This is a genomic window from Megasphaera intestinihominis (assembly GCF_040096415.1).
In the GTDB taxonomy this organism is placed as follows: domain Bacteria; phylum Bacillota; class Negativicutes; order Veillonellales; family Megasphaeraceae; genus Megasphaera; species Megasphaera intestinihominis.
Genome location: NZ_JBBMEU010000008.1, coordinates 1 through 18,479 on the forward strand (window position 1 = coordinate 1; position 18,479 = coordinate 18,479).

Below are 18,479 nucleotides of genomic sequence, written 5' to 3' on the forward strand. Positions count from 1 at the left end.
GTAGTTTGCAGAGAAAACCTTTAAATTTAAACCCATCCGCTAACAACTAACAACTAGCCACTAACAACTTTAAAGGGCTTGTCGTCGTGCGACAAGCCCTTTTTCCTTGACGCCTTTTTTTTCTCTTGTTATAATGAATTAACACAAAAGAACAAATACAAACATTATATGATGAGAAAAGTATGTAAGGATAAACATGAGGTGAAGTGTATGTTACCAGCAGAACGACGGCAGTTTATTTTGAACGAACTGTACAAGAACAAAGCTGTAACGGTCAATGACCTGGCCCAGCAGCTTGATGTCACGACGATGACAATCCGGCGGGATTTGCAGCATTTGGAAGAAGGCGGCTTAGTCGAAAAAAGCCACGGCGGCGCTGTTTTGGTAGAATCTTCTGTCAAAGAAGCGACGTATCGCAATCGTAAATTAGTCCACATTGAAGAAAAGCGGCGCATGGCGGCAGCGGCCTTGCCTCTTATCGAATCGTCTATGAGCATCTATCTCGATGCGGGTACGACGAATTTTGAGCTGGCTGAATTGATGGCCAAACAGCGCTGGGATAATCTGACCGTCGTGACCAATGATTTAGCCATTGCCCAGGTCCTGACTCCGGTCATGGGGCTGTATGTCATCCTCTTAGGCGGCCATATTGACGTCGAATCCAGTTCGACGTGCGGCGTCTTGGCGACCAATATGGTCCGGGCCATGCATTTCGATATCTGCTTTTTAGGGACTCAGGCCATCACGCCGGATTGGCGCATCATGACGGCCAATGCTGAGAAAATCGATGTCAAACGGGCTTGTCTTCAGGCATCGGATAAGGTCGTCCTCCTGGCAGACCATTCTAAGTTTAAGAAACATAAACTCTATTATATCCTGGACCTCTGGGATATGGATGTCCTCGTCAGTGACTATCAGGCCAGTGCAGAAGAAGCGTCCTTATTTGAAGAACACCAGGTTCAGTTTATCCGCGTTTAAGGGGGAGAGCACATGCATCATTTTGTCATCATTGCTGATGATTTTACGGGAGCCAATGATACAGGCGTCCAGCTTTGCAAGCACGGGATTCCTGTCGATGTTATCCTGGATACGGCACAGATAGAAGCCAATGGCAACAGCCTGTCCATCGACAGCGAGAGCCGCGTCGTTTCCGGCCAGGAAGCCTATGACCGCGTGTATGCGGCCGTACAGCAGGTACAGCAAACCGGTGGCTGCCGTTTTCTGTATAAGAAAGTCGATTCGACGCTGCGCGGTCATTTGCAAGAAGAAATCCGGGCTGTTGTCGATAGTTATGCGCCGGAACTCATCATCTTTGCGCCGGCTTATCCTGAGCAGGGGCGGACTGTCGAAGCGGGGCGGCTTTGCGTCCATGGGACACCGTTGCTGGATACGGAAATCGCCCGTGATCCGCGGAATCCCTTGCAGGAAGATCACGTACAACGGATTTTGTCGACGTGCCTGCAGCAGCTGGTCTGTCACTATACCCTCGATGCCATCGAGGACGATCGTCTTGACTTTACCGGATTAGCTTATTCCTTTGATACGATGGAGCAGGCGCAGCTGGAACGGATTGCCGAAAAAGCCGGTCAGACGGGGAAGAAAGTCCTGTGGATCGGTTCGGCCGGCTTGGCCCAGGGGCTATTACAGATACAGCAGCGGGAGCTCCCGGCCATGGCCGTTATCGGCAGTATCAGCAGCAAGACTATGGAACAGCTGGCGTATTGCCGGAATCAGGGCCTTCCTGTCGTGGCACTGGACATGAGGGCCCTTTATGAAAATCGGGATGGAAATACAGCACTTCAAAAAGTGGTACACTTTTTACAGTCTGGCCAAAGTGTGGTCCTTACGGGGGCTGCCTGCCGCCAGGATTATGAAGACTTTGCTGCCTATGGCCGGGAAAAGGGGATTTCTACGGATGAATTGGCCGAATTTACCAAACAGACCCTAAGCCGGATGGTGCCGGCTATTTTGCAGGAAACCGCCGTTAGCGGTTTGTTTTTGACCGGTGGCGATACGGCCATTGCCGTCATTTTGCAGTTAGGGGCCAGCGGGTCCCATATTGAACGGGAGATAGTGCCCGGTTTTGTGCAAGGCCGTTTGCTGGGAGGCAGCCAGGAAGGATTGCCTATCGTCACCAATGCTGGTGCCTTTGGTACGGAAGAAGATATTTTCCGCTGTATCCAGGAACTGAAATACAATTAATTACATTTTTTTTAGTTCTAAAATGTTGTTTTGTGTTATAAAATCATACATATAGAGAAATGAAAAAAGCCAGGAATGAGCATGAGTATGCCATCTCTGGCTTTTTTTTCTGTGATTTTCTTGGAAGTTGCCTCTGAAATATGATGAAAAAATAGCATGGTGTATATACGAAAAAGCCATTGACTTATTAGAGAAACTCTCCTATAATCTAATTAACAAAAACAAACAGATAAGAACACAATCAAACAAAAAATGATTGTGACAAAGGAGGAGGTACAGTGGCAGTAAATTTTGTAGGCATTACCATGGGCGATCCGGCTGGTATCGGGCCGGAGATTTCCCTTAAAGCTATAGATGCTAAAACGGAGTACCAACAATATGTCTTGATTTATGGCAGCTACGACGTGCTTCAATACTATCATCAACGGCTTCAGCTGACGACGCAGCTGGTACGCATTGAAAAGGTACAGGACTTCCAGCCAGGGAAAATCAACGTCATTTCTGTCGTCGACCTGGCTATCGGCAAAGATATTGAAATCGGGCAGGTATCACCCGTTGCCGGTGATGCGGCGTATCAATATATTGCCCGGGCCATTTCTGATGCTTTGAAAGGCGATATCCGCGTTGTCACGACGGCTCCCTTGAATAAGGAAGCCCTCCATAAAGGCGGTCACAACTTCGACGGTCATACGGAAATCTTCGCTACCCTGACGAAGACGAAATCTTATACAATGATGCTTTGGAGCGAACACATGTCTGTCGTCCACGTATCGACTCACTGTTCCCTGCGGGAAGCCTGTGACAGAGCGACGAAAGCCAGGGTGCTGGAATGTGTTCATCTGGCCGATAAGGCGATGAAGCAGTTGGGCGTCGAAACGCCGCGAATCGCTGTTGCCGGCTTGAATCCCCACAGCGGCGAAGCCGGGCTCTTTGGCCGGGAAGAAATTGATGAAATCATCCCGGCTGTCCAGGCGGCCCAGCAGGAAGGCCTCGATGTCGATGGGCCGGTCCCGCCGGATACGGTCTTCTTGAAAGCCTATAATGGCGTCTACGACATCGTCGTTGCTATGTACCATGACCAGGGACATATCCCCATGAAAATGGTAGCCTTTGATTCCGGCGTCAATGTCACGCTGGGCCTGCCCATCATCCGGACATCCGTCGATCATGGCACGGCCTTCGATATTGCCGGCAAGGGCATTGCCAAGGCGGACAGCATGTGCTATGCCGTCGATTTAGGAAAACGATTTGCAGAACATTAAATTTTACATATATTCACAAAGGAGCGAGATACATTATGTTTAAAGCAGAAGGTTTGATTACACCGGTTGTTACGGCGTTGACGGAAACGGAAGAATTCAACAAAAAAGAATACCAGGCTTTTATCGACCACTTAATCAAAGCCGGCGTCCATGGGATTTTCCCGCTGGGGACGAACGGCGAATTCTATGCATTTTCGGCTAAAGAAAAACTGGAAATCATCGAAGCTGCCGTCGAAGCCGTCCAGGGTCGCGTCCCCGTCTATGCCGGCACGGGCTGTGTTACGACGAAAGAAACAATTGAATTGTCCAAAGCAGTCCAGCAGATGGGCGGTGTCGATTGCTTATCTATCATCACCCCATATTTTGTAAAGGCTTCACAGGCTGACTTGATTGAACATTACAGTGCCATTGCCGAAGCCGTCGATATGCCGATTTTGTTGTACAACATCCCGGCGCGGACAGGCAATTCCATTGACTGGAAAACCGTCAAGACCCTGGCAAAATATGAAAACATCATCGGCATCAAAGATTCGAGCGGCAACTTCGACAACATGCTGAAATACATCGAAAATACAGATCCCCGCCTTAACGTATTGGCCGGCAGTGACTCCCTCATCCTCTGGGCCCTCATGGCCGGCGGTACCGGTGCCATTTCGGGCTGCTCCAATGTCTTCCCGGAATTGATGGTCAGCATCTATAACTACTGGAAAGAAGGCAACATCGAAAAGGCCAATGAATCGCAGAAGAAAATCAGAGCTTTCCGCAATGTCATGCAGATGGGCAATCCGAATTCGGTCGTTAAATTAGCTGTCAACATGCGCGGCTATCACGTAGGACCGGCTCGCCAGCCGTCGAACTGCACGGATCCGGCTATTAAAAAAGCGCTGGAAGATGTTTTCAAACTGTATGAATAATAAAGGCAAGGAGATGTAACTCATGGCTAAGGTTGTAATTTCACATCGTCTTCATGATGATGGTATGGCTGTTCTTGAAAATGCTGGGGTAGATGTCGTTATTACGAATAGTGGCGATCCTAAAGTTATGTTACCAGAATTAAAAGATGCGGATGGGGTTATTATTCGGATTGGCTCTATTGATCGTGAAACAATGGAACAATGCCCTAAATTAAAGGTTATTGGTCGCCCTGGCGTTGGTGTTGACGATGTCGATGTTGAAGCGGCTATTGAATTAGGGATTCCTGTCGTTATTGCTCCTGGTGCTAATAGTCGGTCTGTTGCAGAACATGCCATGGCAATGATGTTTGCTTGTGCTAAAGATATGATGCGCAGTGATAGAGAAATGCGCAAAGGAAATTTTGGTATCCGCAGTTCCTATAAAGCTTATGAATTAGGTGGAAAAACGCTGGGATTGCTTGGGTATGGTCATATTGGCAGTATTTTTGCTGGCATGGCTGCTGGTATTGGGATGAAGGTTCTGGTTTATGATCCTTTCATTAAAAAGAAATTGTTGAAGCGCAAGGATATGGGTATCGTGAAGATATGCACGATATTTTGCGAGAAGCAGACGTTGTTTCTATCCATACGCCATTGACCCCGCAGACAAAAAATATGATTGGGGAAGCAGAATTAAGAATGATGAAAAAAGATGGAATCTTGATAAACTGCGCTCGTGGTGGGATTGTAGACGAAGCTGCTTTAAACAAAGCTTTGGATGAAAATTGGATTCACAGTGCCGGTACGGATGTTGTTGTACATGAACCGATTGACCCGGCAGATCCGATTTTCCATCACGATAATATTGTCGTTACGCCACATATGGCTGGCCAGACACGGGAAGCTGCTTCTGGAGTGGCAACACTCGCAGCAGAAGGAACCGTTGCTGTTATAAGTGGTCAAAAATGGGATAAAGTTTGCAATCCGAAGGCTTACGAACATCCCCGTTGGAATAAGTAAGGTGATGGTAATATGAAAAACTCTCTTGATGATTGCGCCTGGAAAACATAATCATCAAGAGAGCTTCACAGAAAAGGTAGAGCCTAATCTGGATTTCATTATACCATAGTCTTACCACTTATATACTTGGAAAAGAAAATATATTTCTTAGCGTTTTCTCATGTCCGTAAGAACAAAAAGGTATAAAAGGTGATAAGAATGTCTTCGATGAGCATGACAGCTTTGGAAGCTACAAAACAAAAAAGAACTCATGTTAGATGGATTGTCTGTGGATTGATGTGGGCAGCTATCGCTATTAACTTTATTGATAGAACAACATTGGCTATTGCTACACCTCATATTATGCAAGATCTTTCTATAACAACTGAAGAAATGGGCATGGTTATGTCGGCCTTCTTTCTTTGTTATGCGTTGCTTCAGATTCCGGCTGGATTTGTATCAGAAAAGTTTGGGCAACGCAAAGCTTTGGGCATGTCCGTACTTTGGTGGTCTATTGCTACCGCATTAACCGGGCTAGCTACTGGATTTAAATCTATTTTAGGTATGCGTATGATTTTAGGCGTTGGTGAAGCTGGTGCATATCCCAGTAATGCGGCGATTACTAGAAAGTGGTTCCCGAAAAGTGAACGAGCTACTGTTGGAGGTATTTTCGATAGTGGACAAAAATTCGGTGGAGCTTTTGGGATTCCTATTTTGACTTGGTTGATGATTCAAATTGGCTGGCGTGGTACATTTGCTATCCTTGGCGTATTGGGGATTATTTGGGCAATTGTTTGGTTTGCATTTTTTAAAGATGATTCAGCGAAAAATAAGCATGTCAATGCTGCCGAACTGGCATATATTAAGTCGGGGCAGGATACTGATGAAACAAGCAATAAGGCGATGCCTTGTAAATGGTATGAATTGTTAAAGTTTAGAAATATGCAAGCAATGTGTATTGGCTTTTTTGCAACTAACTATAGTTCCTATTTTTTTATCACTTGGTTACCGATGTATTTAATGAAAGATAGAGGTCTTAGCTTTGCTCAAATGGGTTTTGCCGCTTCGTTGCCATTACTTTGTGGTGCTATTGTTGAAGTTATTGCAGGCTGGTCTTCGGATAAAATCGTTTCATCTGGCAAATTCTCATTAACAAAAACACGAAAAATGTTTCTGTGTGGTGGCTTGATTTTAGCTTCTACCATTGGGTTTGCGGCCGTAACTGAATCTATTTATGTAACACTGTTCTTATTGTGTTGTGCTAAATCCGGTACTGTTATTGCTGCTTCTCAGACATGGGCTATCCCTAGTGAGATTGCACCACGACAGGCATTGTTGCTGGGATTCAAAATTGTGTTGCTAATTTTGGTGGCGTAGTTGGACCGATTGTTACTGGTTTTATTGTCGGGGCTACGGGGCATTTTGAATTTGCGATGCTCTTCACTGCATTATTGTTATTAGGTGCAGTATTAAATTACATTTTTTATTTAGGTAAAATTGAACCAATGAAAGTGGAAGAAAAGACTGCATGATTCAATATTAAGGAGGCTTTTATACTATGAAACAATGTCAGTTGACCATTCCGGGCGTGGTTTATGCCGGCCCTGGTAGTGTAGAAAAAATCAATGAAGTATTGCAGCGGGAAAAGGCACAGTCCGTCTTGCTGTTTACCGATAAGGCAGTCCGAGGAGCGGGCCTTACGAAACGGGTCGAAGAAATTTGCTCGGCTGTAAAATTGACGGTTATCGATGATTTGGCTTCGGAACCTTCCTACCAGGATGTGGAACGCGTCATCGATGAAGTCAGTGTTGCCAATATCGACTTGGTCATTGGTGTAGGCGGCGGCAGCGTCATGGATGCGGCTAAGCTGGCCAGCATCGTCATCGGTGCCGACTATGGCGTCCGCGACTTGCTGAAAGATCCGACGATTGCCAAGAAATATATCAAATCCCTGATGATCCCGACGACTTGCGGGACCGGTTCGGAAGCAACCTGCAATTCCATTGTCGCCATCCCGGAAGAACAGTCTAAACAAGGCATCGTCAATAATTGCATGATTCCGGACTATGTCATCCTCGACGCCGAAATGATCCGCCATTTGCCGCCGAAAGTCCTGGCTGCCACTGGCGTCGATGCCCTGGCTCACGTCGTCGAATGTTTTACGTCAAACAAGGCGACGATTCTCAGCGATACCTATGCGATTGAAGGGGCCAAGAAGATTTTCCATAACATCCGTGAAGCCTATGCGGATGGCGATAATATGGATGCCAAGACGGAAATGCTCATCGGCGCTTTTTACGGTGGTGTTGCCATTACCGGTTCCGGTACGACCGCTGTCCATGCCCTCTCCTATCCGTTAGGCGGCAAATACCACATTGCCCATGGTGTTTCCAATGCTATCCTGATTGCGCATGTCATGGAATTCAACAAAGATGCCTGCACAGAACGGCTGTCCGCTCTCTGCGATGCCGTCTATCCTGAAAAATATGCAGAAACAGCAGACAGCAAAGCCGATTATATCATTTCTGAAATCAAAGATGTCGTCGCCAAAGTCCATATCCCGACGAAACTCGACGAATTCGGCGTCAAAAAAGAAGACCTCGATTTCCTGGTAAAAGCCGGAAGCCAGCAGACCCGTCTCTTAGTCAACAACTGCAAGGAATTGTCCCTGGACGATATCCGTTATCTCTACGAAAAATTATTTTAACTGAATCCATCAGAAACGCCAAAAGGGCTTGCCGCACGTAAAATTGTGCGACAAGCTCTTTTTTGACAAATTTTATATTTTTAGCTATACTGAACCAAGGTGTTGCCAAACGGCAGGCGGTTAATCAAGCCCCAGAAATGGGGTGAAGCCCATGGATAACTTTGTAATAAAAAAATAATCGCCTTGCAGCTCCACAACTCTAGGCGATTACTTCGTTAAACAATGGGGCTGACCGTTTCCGGGCAACACCTTTTTCTATATGTAGCATAACATAAATGACGATAATCGTCAATGTTCCCGTTTCTTTCGTTCCTGGAGAATAATCATTGAATGAAGTCGCCAATGCAACGAAAGTTTTTTCGTTGCATTGGCGTTACATTTTTGATTCGCTAAAACAGGAAACGAAGTAAACGAAAATAAAATGCTCTCTTTTATCGGTGATGAGAAAATAAACGCAGGCCGCAGGCGGCCGGTTGCAGGTCGCAAAAAGCGGCCAGCGGCCGCACGTAGGGGCTCGCACGTGGCGAGCCCGCTAGGGAGATTTCGCCACAGCCCATTCGAGTATAATGGCAGGTTTTACGAATTATGAGCCACGAGCTACTAACAACTAGCCACTCAAAAAGGCGCTGTCTTCGTGCGACAGCGCCTTTTTACTCACGGCATACTGATCCCTTCCTGGTGGTTCATGGAGAAGCCGCCTTTTTCTACGTCGTCGAAGTCGAGGGACGGGTCGTATTCTGGAAGTTTGGTCAAGCGTTTGACCAGGCCGAAGGGCTTTTTCAGGGAGAGTTTATCTCCTTTGCCCGAGAGGACCCAGAGGACTTTGTAGCCTTTGGGCGGCGTCTGGAGTTTTTCTTCGCCTTTGCCGTCGGTGAAGTAGACGACGAGGTCGACGCGCTGTGTATTGGCATAGGCGAAGACCGGGGAATAGGCTGTGCCGCCGCGGATGTCCAGGCGGCCGCGGACGTCGTCTATAGTGCGGATGCGGTAGGTGCGACGGATTTCATCGTCACATTCGGCGACGATGATTTCATGGTTGTAGCAGCGGACCAGGTGCAGGACTTCGCCGATGGCCTGGCGGAATTCGGCGTCGGTGATGCTGCCGCTGATGTCCAGGCCGATGAGGATTTTGGCCGTATGGGAGCGCAGGCAGCCCGGCAGGTCCAGCCGTTCTGGCTGGCGGCGGTTGCGGCGCATGGTCGTCTTTTTCCAGGTGCTGGTGACGGAGCCGACGAGCTTCTTCAGGTACCAGTGCCAGGGCAGATCTTCCTGGGCATCTTTCAGGGCTGCAATCATGCTTTCCAGATAGTTCGACAGTTCGCCTTTGCATGACGCGTCGATGTATTTTTCTGTGAATTTGCGCAGCGTCTCTTCGTCGATGTCGTCGCCTTCGTCCCATAAATCATGGGTCTTGGCCGGGTCGTAGGACACGGCGATGGATTCGTCGGAATCGCTGTCCGATTCGGGCAGGTCCTTCTTGTCGGTCCGCAGGTCCAGGGCGCCTTGAATCTTATCGACGTAGTATTCCAGGCTTTCAAAGGGCTTTAATAGCAGGGCATAGTTCATGTTCACCCATTCCAGGGTCGTCGAGAAGGGCGGCAGGTGGTCGAGGTAGGTGTTGACGACGACGTCCATGGCCAGATTGACGGCCAGCTTGCTGTATTGCTGCCGCAGTTCTTTGGCCCGGATGAGGTGGAGCGATACGACGTGGAGGATTTCGTGCTTGATGGTGCTCTCCATCTGTTCCGGCGACAGGGGCAGGAAGAGCATGGGGTTGAAATAGAGGTGATACCGCGTCCCCTTGAAGTTGGTCCCCGTCGGTGAAGCCATGTCGAAGCGGATGTCCTTGACCATTTGGAAGAGGAAATAGCCGAAGAAATTGTCTTTGTCTTCCATCAAGTGACCGGTGATGCGGTCCAGGAAGGCGTAGAATTTCTTTTGGAAATCGGCCGGCACGTCCGGGACGCTCCCTGTCCGGCGCTGTTCGGCGAGGACGGCGTCGGCTACGATAGATGCCTGCTGATAGAGTAGATTGGCCGCAATGGGCAGTGACTGTTCCATAAGCTGTTATCGCAGGGAGCGGAAGGCGGCGAAGTAGCTGTCGATGAAGTCGTCGTTATCCAAAGCGCAGGCATAGACTTTGGGGTTGGCGGATTTCATGTCCTTCATGACGCCGAGGCGCAGGTCGACCGGGTAGAGGGCCAGGAAGGCTACGAAGCGGGACAGGAGCACCTGGGCCTGGCTGTCGTCGAGGCGGAGTTCATGTTCCAGCTGTTTAAGGATATTCTTGGCAGCCAGATAGAGGCGGGTGTGGCTTTCGCTGGCAATCCGGCTGGACAGGGCCGGGGCCAGGGACGGTCCGCCGAAGACGTCGTCATAAGCGATGAGGGGCTGGGCGTCGGACGTGACGAAATGGACGAATTCCTGGGCGATGAGTTTGCCGACGTTGCCGCGGATGACGTTGTAGAAGACGCCCTGCGGGATGGCCGACGGGTCCTGTTTATAAATGTAGTACAGCTTGGAAATGCGTTCGTAACTGCGCGGCGTCGCATTGATATCGTCTTCGTTGGTCTTGTCCAGGTATTCCGGGAAGGTGGAAATGAATTCCATGACTTTTTCTTCGATGCCCGCTGTCGAGGCCCAATCGAGCCACTGCAGGTAATCGGCTTCCATATACAGCCAGACGAAGCGGTTCTGCTGGGCCGCATCCATTTCGACGACTTCGTAGTCGTAGGAATCGGCCGGGTTCATGGCGGCGATGATATGGACTGACGGTGATAAGACGTAACCGTTGATTTCACGGTTGAGGATGAGGTTCATCAGTTCCTGCTGGACGGCGTGGTCGCAGCGGTTGATTTCGTCGATGAACAAGAGGACCGTCTTGCCCTTGGCGATTTCTTCGTCGATTTTGCGGAGTTTATGGTGAACGGCGTAAATCGTCGTGCCCGCTTCGACCGTAGGCAGGCCGCCGATTTCCCCTTCTTTGAGGAGGTTGCCGTCGATGCCGACGAGGCTCCAGTCGTTCTTGGCAGCCAGTTCCCGGGCCAGGGAGGTCTTGCCGATACCCGTTTCGCCGACGAGCAGTGGGACTTCGCCGGCTTTGAGGACTAATTCTACGCTTTTGAAAGTATCTGTAAAGTTCATGATTTCGCTCCTATTTCAATGTCAATTTTTCATCTACTGTGATGCGGCGGGCCTTCTTGCTGCCGCAATCGTCGACGAGGAGGACTTTATCAGCTGGCGTCAGGTCGACGGCGCTGCAGGTAATGAAGTTGCGGACGTAGTCTTCCGGCACGTCATCCCGGGACAAGACGGCCTTGAAGGTGTTGCGCCAGTCATCGGGCGTCAGGGAAATGCCCTTGGGCATATATTTGCTGACCAGGACGTTGCGGCTGAGGAAGTGGAGGAACTCTTCTTTGCTGATGTCCGGGATGAGGCGGATGGCCTGTTCATTTTCGCTGATGGCCAGTTCTTTCGCTTCTTCTGTCGGTTTTTCGATGTAGCGCAGGGCTTCGTAATTGCCGCGGATGGCAGCCAGCTGGACGGCCGGTGTCGGATGCTGGATGTATTTGATGGCGTCGTAATTCTTTTCTACGGCCCGCAGCTGCAGGTCTTCGTCCGGGTCTTTGACGTATTTGATGGCCCAGCCGGACTGTTCCAGGGCGGCGTCGATGAGTTCCGGTGACGGATTTTTGATATAGCTCAAGTTGTTCCAGCCGGACTGGACGGCTTGCAGGAGCATGTCTTCCGAGGGATGGTCGATGAATTGGATGGCCCGCGCCGTGTTGGCGACGGCGGCTTTCTGGACGGCTTCGGAAGGATGCTTGATGTATTGCAGGGCCAGGCCGTTCATCTGGACAGCCAGGAGCTGCATTTCTTCCGACGGATTTTCGATGCGGTCGATTACATAGGGATTGTTGCGGATCATATTCATATATTTTTCATTCGTCATGTCAGGTCCCCTTCATTTCATATAATAAAGATTCATTGCCTCTATTATACAATAGCTGCGGGCCGGAGGGAAATATTTTAAGTGGCTGGTGGTTAGCAGCTAGTGGCCAGGGGATGGTTTTAAATTTTTTACCATTTGCTGCAAACTTAAAACTCAAAAAGGGGCTGTCGCACATGCGACAGCCCCTTTTCTGTAAACGATGTTGATAGAGAAACCTCTCAGTCAGCTTCGCTGACAGCTCTCCTATAAGGAGAGCCACTGCGAGCCACTAGCCACGAGCCACTAATCCTTCTGCGGCGTGAGGGCGGCAAAGTGATGCAGGGCCGTGTACATGTCGCGGACGTTTTTGAACTGGACCGTGTCGATCTTGACGGCATAGTCTGTTCCATCGGGCCGGTAGACCTTGGTCAGATCGGCTTTCAGGTCGTATGTCCCTTTGCGCTTGTTGGCGTGCAGGGCCGCTTTGTATTCGTTGATCTGGTGGATTTCCTGGCCCATCTGGAAGACCAGGTCGTCGCGGATGCCGGCGTATTTTTCGACGTACAGCGTCAGGTTCATGTTTTCGATGCTGTTTGGATAGTCCATGGTCTGCATGGCCCGGAGGGAATCCATATCGGCATAGACGATGCCGTCCGGGCTGGTGCTGATGACCCGGTAACGGCTGGGATTATTGACTAGGGTCTGGGAATCCATGGCATTGGCTGTCAGGCAGCCCAGGGCCAGGAGCAGGGACGCGCAGAGTGTCGTCATTTTTTTCATCATAATGATTCATCCTTTCTTGTATTTGATAAGTTAATCGTTTATCCTTATTATACCATGAGGGCCTCGTCTACTACAAGCGGACGGAAACGGGCCGGCATCGAAATCGATGGGAGCGAAGTCGTCCCATGTGTATACATAAAATGCCCACTTTTTTCTTGATAAAAATTTTGAAATATCATAAAATTATCTTATGGAAAACGCAAAGAAAGGAAAGGGTGCTATGTTAGATTTTCGTATCCATACATTTTTGTGCGTTTGCCGTCACATGAACTATACCCGGGCTGCTGCGGAACTGCACATCACACAGCCTGCCGTTTCTCAGCATATTCGCTATTTAGAACGCGAATACGGGACCAAACTCTTTAGTTACAAGGGGAAACACCTGCAGCTGACCCAGGCTGGTCACATCCTTTGGAATGCCGTGACTGCCATCAGCCATGACGATGCCATCTTGAAAGAGCATCTCCGTGATTTGCAGCATAACCGCTCCTTGTCTTTTGGTGCGACGCCAACGGCTGGCGTGGGGATTCTCGATAAGTTGGCTGACCTGCTCAAGCATAACGACGATATGAATCTCCGCATGGAAATTGCCGATGCTGAAAAACTGCTCCAGTCCCTGGATGATGGTGCCATTGATTTCGCCATCGTCGAAAGCTCCTTTGACCAGGGGTGCTATGAATCGCTCTTATTTTCTAATGAACCGATTGTCGCTGTCTGCGGCACAGGCTATGAAGCGCCGGAGGAAATGACACTGTCTGAACTCATGCGCTATCGGGTCATCGTCCGCGAACGCCATGCCGGCGCCCGCCGGATTTTAGAACATAAGCTGGCAGAACAGGGGTACACACTGGAACATTTCCCGGCCCGCTATGAAGTAGGCAGCTTGTCAGCCGTCAAAGGGCTGGCCTGCCGCGACTGCGGTATTGCATTTCTATATGAAAAATCGGTTCAGAAAGAACTGGCTGACGGGACGCTGCGGCGCATTGTCGTCAAGGATTTTTCCGTCATGCACGCATTTTCATTCTTGTGGCGCAAAGGCAGCATGTATCGCGCTTTATTCACACAGATATACGACCAGTTGAAGGACTGAGTCCTATACGTGCTACTTTTTATTTCTCATACATTTTGAAAGGGTGAAGAGAACATGTTATATTCAACAGAAGTTAAGAATATGTGTCCCGTCACGAAAGGCACATATCACGGACCGGCACCGATTCCGGAAGAAGGCGAATGGGTACAGGTAAAGGAAATCAAAGATGTAAGCGGTCTGACCCACGGTGTAGGCTGGTGTGCTCCGCAGCAGGGCGCCTGCAAGCTGACCCTCAACGTCAAAGACGGCATCATCGAAGAAGCCCTCGTTGAAACTATCGGCTGTTCCGGCATGACTCATTCTGCTGCTATGGCTTCGGAAATCCTTCCGGGCAAAACGCTTCTTGAAGCCCTCAACACCGACCTGGTCTGCGATGCTATCAACGTCGCTATGCGCCAGCTCTTTCTCCAGATCGTCTATGGCCGTACCCAGACGGCATTCTCCGAAGGCGGTCTCCCCATCGGCGCCAGCCTGGACGACCTCGGCAAAGGCCTGCGCAGCCAGACCGGCACCATGTTCGGTACGAAAGCCAAAGGCACGCGTTATCTGGAAATGACCGAAGGCTATGTCACCCGCATGGCACTCGATGAAGACAACCAGGTCATCGGCTATGAATTCATCCACCTCGGCAAAATGATGGAAGCCATCAAGAAAGGCGTTGAACCGGCAAAAGCCATGGAAGACGCAAAAGGCCATTATGGCCGCTTTGAAGAAGCAGCTTCGTATATCGATCCGAGACAGCAATAGGAGGGCAAAAACATGGAATTATTTGAAAGCTACGACAGAAGAATTGATAAGATCCTCGGCGTACTGAAAGAATACGGTATCGGCAGCGTTGAAGAATGTCGCGATATCTGTGCAGCTGCCGGCTTGGATCCCTATAAAATCGTCAAAGACGTACAGCCTATCGCATTTGAAAATGCCGGCTGGGCATACACCGTTGGCGCCGCTATCGCCATCAAGACCAATGCACGCACGGCTGTAGAAGCTGCGAAAGCTATCGGCATCGGCCTCCAGTCCTTCTGCATCCCCGGTTCGGTTGCTGAAGACCGCAAAGTCGGCCGCGGCCACGGCAACCTGGCAGCGATGCTCTTGCAGGATGAAACGAAATGCTTCTGCTTCCTCGCAGGCCACGAATCCTTTGCAGCTGCTGAAGGTGCTATCGGCATCGTCCGCAATGCCAACAAGGCTCGTAAAGTGCCTCTCCGCGTCATCCTCAACGGCCTCGGCAAAGACGCTGCTCAGATCATTTCCCGTATCAACGGCTTCACCTATGTTCAGACCCAGTTCGATTACAAAACGGGTGAACTGAACATCGTCCGTGAAATCCCGTATTCCAAGAGCGAACAGGCCAATGTCCGCTGCTTCGGTGCCGACGATGTCCGCGAAGGCGTCGCTATCATGCACCACGAAGGCGTCGACGTTTCCATTACGGGCAACTCGACCAACCCGACCCGCTTCCAGCACCCCGTTGCCGGTACATATAAGAAAGAATGTATCGAAATGGGCAAGAAATACTTCTCCGTTGCATCCGGCGGCGGCACAGGCCGTACACTCCATCCGGACAACATGGCTGCCGGCCCGGCTTCTTACGGCATGACCGATACCATGGGCCGTATGCACAGCGACGCACAGTTCGCTGGTTCTTCGTCCGTACCGGCTCACGTAGAAATGATGGGCTTCCTCGGCATGGGCAACAACCCCATGGTTGGCGCGTCCGTAGCCGTAGCTGTAGCCGTAGAAGGCGCTGCCAAAGCTGGCAAATTCTAATAAAATCCGTATGTAAAAAAAAGAGGCTGTCGCATTAAGACAGCCTCTTTTTGAGCTTTAAGTTTGTAGTTTTTAGTTTGCAGCAAATGGTAAAAGATTTAAAGTAATCTTCTACAAACTACAAACTCCGTACTACAAACTATAAAGTAAAAGGGGCCTTGCATGATGGCAAAAATCTTCGTGCGACAGTTCCTTTTTTGCCGTCAGCAGATGGCTTTAAATTTAAAGGTTTTCGCTAAAAACTACAAACTCCGTACTACAAGCTATAAAGTGAAAGGAATCTCGCATGATGGTATAAGCCTTCGTGCGACAATGGCCCCATACTATAAATGTGGCGAAAAAAATGGTATAATTAATTATCTATGTTACAAATTTGGGAAAGGGGTATTCCATGGATACGACAAAGAAGATAGCCGTTATGCTGGGGGTGTGCTTCATGACGTCCCTGTCGGTGGCTGGTGCGACGTTCCATCCCGGTGACAAGGGACATCAGATTACTGAAATCCAGCAGGCTTTGACGGCGCATGGTTATGATACGGATGCGGATGGCGACTATGGCGATTCGACCCAGGCCGCAGTCCGTCAGTTCCAGGCAGACCACGGACTGGATTGTGATGGCATCATCGGCGCCGCTACGTATGAAGCCCTCATGGGGGAAGCCATGCCGGAAAACAGGACTTCGCAGGGAGGGGCGGCTTCGGACGCTTTGCCGGCTGTTACGGCAGACAATGAAGTCCGCGTGATCCAGCAGGCACTGGCCAATAATGGTTATACCGTCGATGTCGATGGCGTTTTTGGCGTCGGGACGGAGCAGGCCATCCGCCAGTTCCAGGCCGACCATGGGCTGGAAACGGACGGCATCGTCGGCCAGTCGACTTTTTATGCCCTTACCGGGCAGGGCCTGCCCAACGGTCCTATCCGCCGTTTCGGCAATGGCGGATATAATGGCCTGGCCCGCGTCGAAAGTCCGGCGGCTACGCATATCCTCGACATTGCCAACCAGTATATCGGCGTTCCCTATATCTTTGGCGGTTCGACGCCGTCCGGCTTCGACTGCTCCGGCTTCACGCGCTACGTCTATTCGGCAGCCGGCATCGACTTGCCGCGCAGTGCCGACGAACAGTATGGCGTAGGTTATTCCATTTCCATGGCTAACCTGCAGCCTGGCGACCTGGTCTTCTTCTCGACGTACGACTCGGGCATTTCCCACGTCGGCATCTATATCGGCAATCACCAGTTCATCAATGCCGCCAGCGATGGCGTCAGCATCTCCGATATGGACAGCAGTTATTGGGCTGCCCGCTACATCGGAGCCAAACGCGTCATGTAATGTCAGAAAAAATCCTACAGAAAAATCAGAATTTTTCGGCTACCGTCAGCAAAATCCGTTCCTTATAATAGAAACCGTAAATTGCGGAATTATGATTACGGATTTTTGCAACGGAAGGAGTTTTTCACTATGTTCAACCTGATTTGGAATTTTTTCAAGACCGCTCCGGATGCTCCGCAGATGACGGATGCCGCGGCGATTAAGAAGAAATTCAATGCCATGCGCTGGCGCGTCTTTGCGTCCATTACCATCGGCTATGCCTTTTACTACATCATCCGCCAGAGTTACTCGGTCATCAAGAAGCCGCTCCTGGCTTCGGGGATCGTCACGCCGACGGAAATCGGTATCATCGGTTCTATTTTCTTTGTGACCTACGGTCTTGGGAAGTTCACCAACAGCTTCCTGGCAGACCGGATGAACAATAAACGGTTTTTCTCATTCGGCCTGTTCATTTCCTCACTTACCATGGTCGGCATGGGGCTGGTCAATTCCTTTGTCCCCCTGGCCGTCTTGTGGGGCTTTAATGGCTGGTTCCAGTCGTATGGTGCCGGGCCGTCTATCGTTTCCCTTAACCAGTGGTTCAGCAATAAACAACGCGGGACCTTATATGGCATCTGGTTCACGAGCCACAATCTCGGCTCTTCTTTCGCTTACTTTGCCATTGCTGCCATCGTCTCCATGTATAACTGGTCTATGGGATTCATTTCGGCCGGCATCATTTCCCTGGTCGGTACGGTCTTCATCTACTTTGGCATGAGTGACCGCCCGGAAACGCAGGGCCTGCCGAATGGGGCTGTCTACTATGGGGAAAAGACACAGGAACAGATCGACGAAGAAAAGAAAAAATCCGTCGGTGCCATGCAGTGGAATGCTGTCGTCAAGAATCCGGCCGTCTGGATCCTCGGCTTGTCCTCGCTCTGCGTCTATATTGCCCGCTATGCCATCGAAAGCTGGGGCGTCGTCTATCTGACCTCGCAGAAGGGCTATGACATCATGGGCGCTGCCGGCGTCATGGCTTACATGCAGGTAGCCGGTATCTTCGGGGCTCTGTTGTGCGGCGTCATTTCTGACAAATTCTTTAACCACAAGCGCAACATGCCGGCCTTGCTGTACGGGATTTTCTACTCCTTGTCGATTGCCGGTTTCCTCTGGGCACCGCAGTCGTTCACCATGGATATGCTGTGCATGACCTTCTACGGCTTCACGATGGGCGCCCTGGTCTGCTACATGGGCGGCCTCATGGCTGTCGATATCGTACCGAAGCGCGTCACCGGGGCAGCCATGGGCATGATCGGCCTGCTCAGTTATGCCGGTGCAGCTATCCAGGAATTCATCACTGGGAAGCTCATGACGATTACCGTCGTCAACGGCGTCAAGACCTATGATTTCGGCATGGCTACGGAATTCTGGGTCGGTGCCGCCATCGCTTCGACCGTATTGGCCCTCCTCGTATGGAACGCCAAACCGAAAGAAGATTGATTCGTTAATCTGAAAGAGGTTGTCTTAATGTGA

At 50.1% G+C, this 18,479-nt stretch carries 15 protein-coding genes and 1 pseudogene; 12 read left to right on the forward strand and 4 right to left on the reverse strand.

Annotated elements, in window-relative coordinates:
- The first annotated feature begins 210 nt into the window (after positions 1-210).
- From WMO23_RS02320 to WMO23_RS02350, 7 genes and pseudogenes are all read left to right on the forward strand, one after another.
- A complete protein-coding gene (locus WMO23_RS02320) occupies positions 211-978 on the forward strand; it encodes a DeoR/GlpR family DNA-binding transcription regulator (RefSeq protein WP_074786936.1) in 768 nt (255 codons plus the stop codon).
- 12 nt (positions 979-990) lie between these two features.
- Positions 991-2,202, forward strand: a complete 1,212-nt coding sequence (locus WMO23_RS02325; RefSeq protein WP_349173165.1) for a four-carbon acid sugar kinase family protein — start codon at positions 991-993, stop codon at positions 2,200-2,202.
- Between the two features lie 278 nt (positions 2,203-2,480).
- Complete coding sequence (pdxA, locus tag WMO23_RS02330) at positions 2,481-3,464, forward strand: 4-hydroxythreonine-4-phosphate dehydrogenase PdxA (protein ID WP_292105721.1); 984 nt, start codon at positions 2,481-2,483, stop codon at positions 3,462-3,464.
- Positions 3,465-3,499: 35 nt separating this feature from the next.
- Positions 3,500-4,378: a 4-hydroxy-tetrahydrodipicolinate synthase gene (dapA, locus tag WMO23_RS02335; protein WP_226885813.1), complete on the forward strand. Its 879-nt coding sequence runs from the start codon at positions 3,500-3,502 to the stop codon at positions 4,376-4,378.
- A 22-nt stretch (positions 4,379-4,400) separates the two neighbouring features.
- Positions 4,401-5,377: pseudogene (locus tag WMO23_RS02340) on the forward strand (hydroxyacid dehydrogenase).
- A gap of 213 nt (positions 5,378-5,590) precedes the next feature.
- A complete protein-coding gene (locus WMO23_RS02345) occupies positions 5,591-6,733 on the forward strand; it encodes an MFS transporter (RefSeq protein ID WP_303267879.1) in 1,143 nt (380 codons plus the stop codon).
- Positions 6,734-6,914: 181 nt separating this feature from the next.
- Entirely contained in the window at positions 6,915-8,063 is a 1,149-nt protein-coding gene (locus WMO23_RS02350) for an iron-containing alcohol dehydrogenase (protein WP_303267880.1), read from the forward strand.
- A gap of 654 nt (positions 8,064-8,717) precedes the next feature.
- Here WMO23_RS02350 and WMO23_RS02355 read toward each other — a convergent pair.
- From WMO23_RS02355 to WMO23_RS02370, 4 genes are all read right to left on the reverse strand, one after another.
- On the reverse strand, positions 8,718-10,124 hold the full coding sequence (locus WMO23_RS02355; protein ID WP_020309602.1) for a vWA domain-containing protein: 1,407 nt from the start codon (positions 10,122-10,124) through the stop codon (positions 8,718-8,720).
- A 6-nt stretch (positions 10,125-10,130) separates the two neighbouring features.
- A complete protein-coding gene (locus tag WMO23_RS02360; RefSeq protein ID WP_303267881.1) occupies positions 10,131-11,207 on the reverse strand; it encodes an AAA family ATPase in 1,077 nt (358 codons plus the stop codon).
- Positions 11,208-11,217: 10 nt separating this feature from the next.
- Positions 11,218-12,015 carry a DUF4116 domain-containing protein gene (locus WMO23_RS02365; protein WP_020309604.1) on the reverse strand — a complete coding sequence of 266 codons (798 nt, stop codon included), beginning with the start codon at positions 12,013-12,015 and terminating at the stop codon, positions 11,218-11,220.
- Between the two features lie 282 nt (positions 12,016-12,297).
- Positions 12,298-12,777: a hypothetical protein gene (locus WMO23_RS02370; protein WP_020309605.1), complete on the reverse strand. Its 480-nt coding sequence runs from the start codon at positions 12,775-12,777 to the stop codon at positions 12,298-12,300.
- Positions 12,778-12,997: 220 nt separating this feature from the next.
- On the opposite strand from WMO23_RS02370, the gene WMO23_RS02375 reads away from it, so the two are divergent.
- The 5 genes from WMO23_RS02375 (at position 12,998) to WMO23_RS02395 (ending at position 18,446) form a co-directional block, all read left to right on the forward strand.
- Entirely contained in the window at positions 12,998-13,867 is an 870-nt protein-coding gene (locus tag WMO23_RS02375; protein ID WP_020309606.1) for a LysR family transcriptional regulator, read from the forward strand.
- A 54-nt stretch (positions 13,868-13,921) separates the two neighbouring features.
- Complete coding sequence (locus tag WMO23_RS02380) at positions 13,922-14,614, forward strand: iron-sulfur cluster assembly scaffold protein (protein WP_349173168.1); 693 nt, start codon at positions 13,922-13,924, stop codon at positions 14,612-14,614.
- Positions 14,615-14,626: 12 nt separating this feature from the next.
- Positions 14,627-15,637, forward strand: a complete 1,011-nt coding sequence (locus WMO23_RS02385; protein ID WP_020724030.1) for a GGGtGRT protein — start codon at positions 14,627-14,629, stop codon at positions 15,635-15,637.
- A 391-nt stretch (positions 15,638-16,028) separates the two neighbouring features.
- Positions 16,029-16,967 (forward strand): C40 family peptidase, encoded by a 939-nt coding sequence (locus WMO23_RS02390; RefSeq protein WP_292282070.1) that lies wholly within the window; start codon positions 16,029-16,031, stop codon positions 16,965-16,967.
- A 129-nt stretch (positions 16,968-17,096) separates the two neighbouring features.
- Positions 17,097-18,446, forward strand: coding sequence for an MFS transporter (locus tag WMO23_RS02395; protein ID WP_020309609.1), 1,350 nt, complete (start codon positions 17,097-17,099; stop codon positions 18,444-18,446).
- Positions 18,447-18,479: the final 33 nt, after the last annotated feature.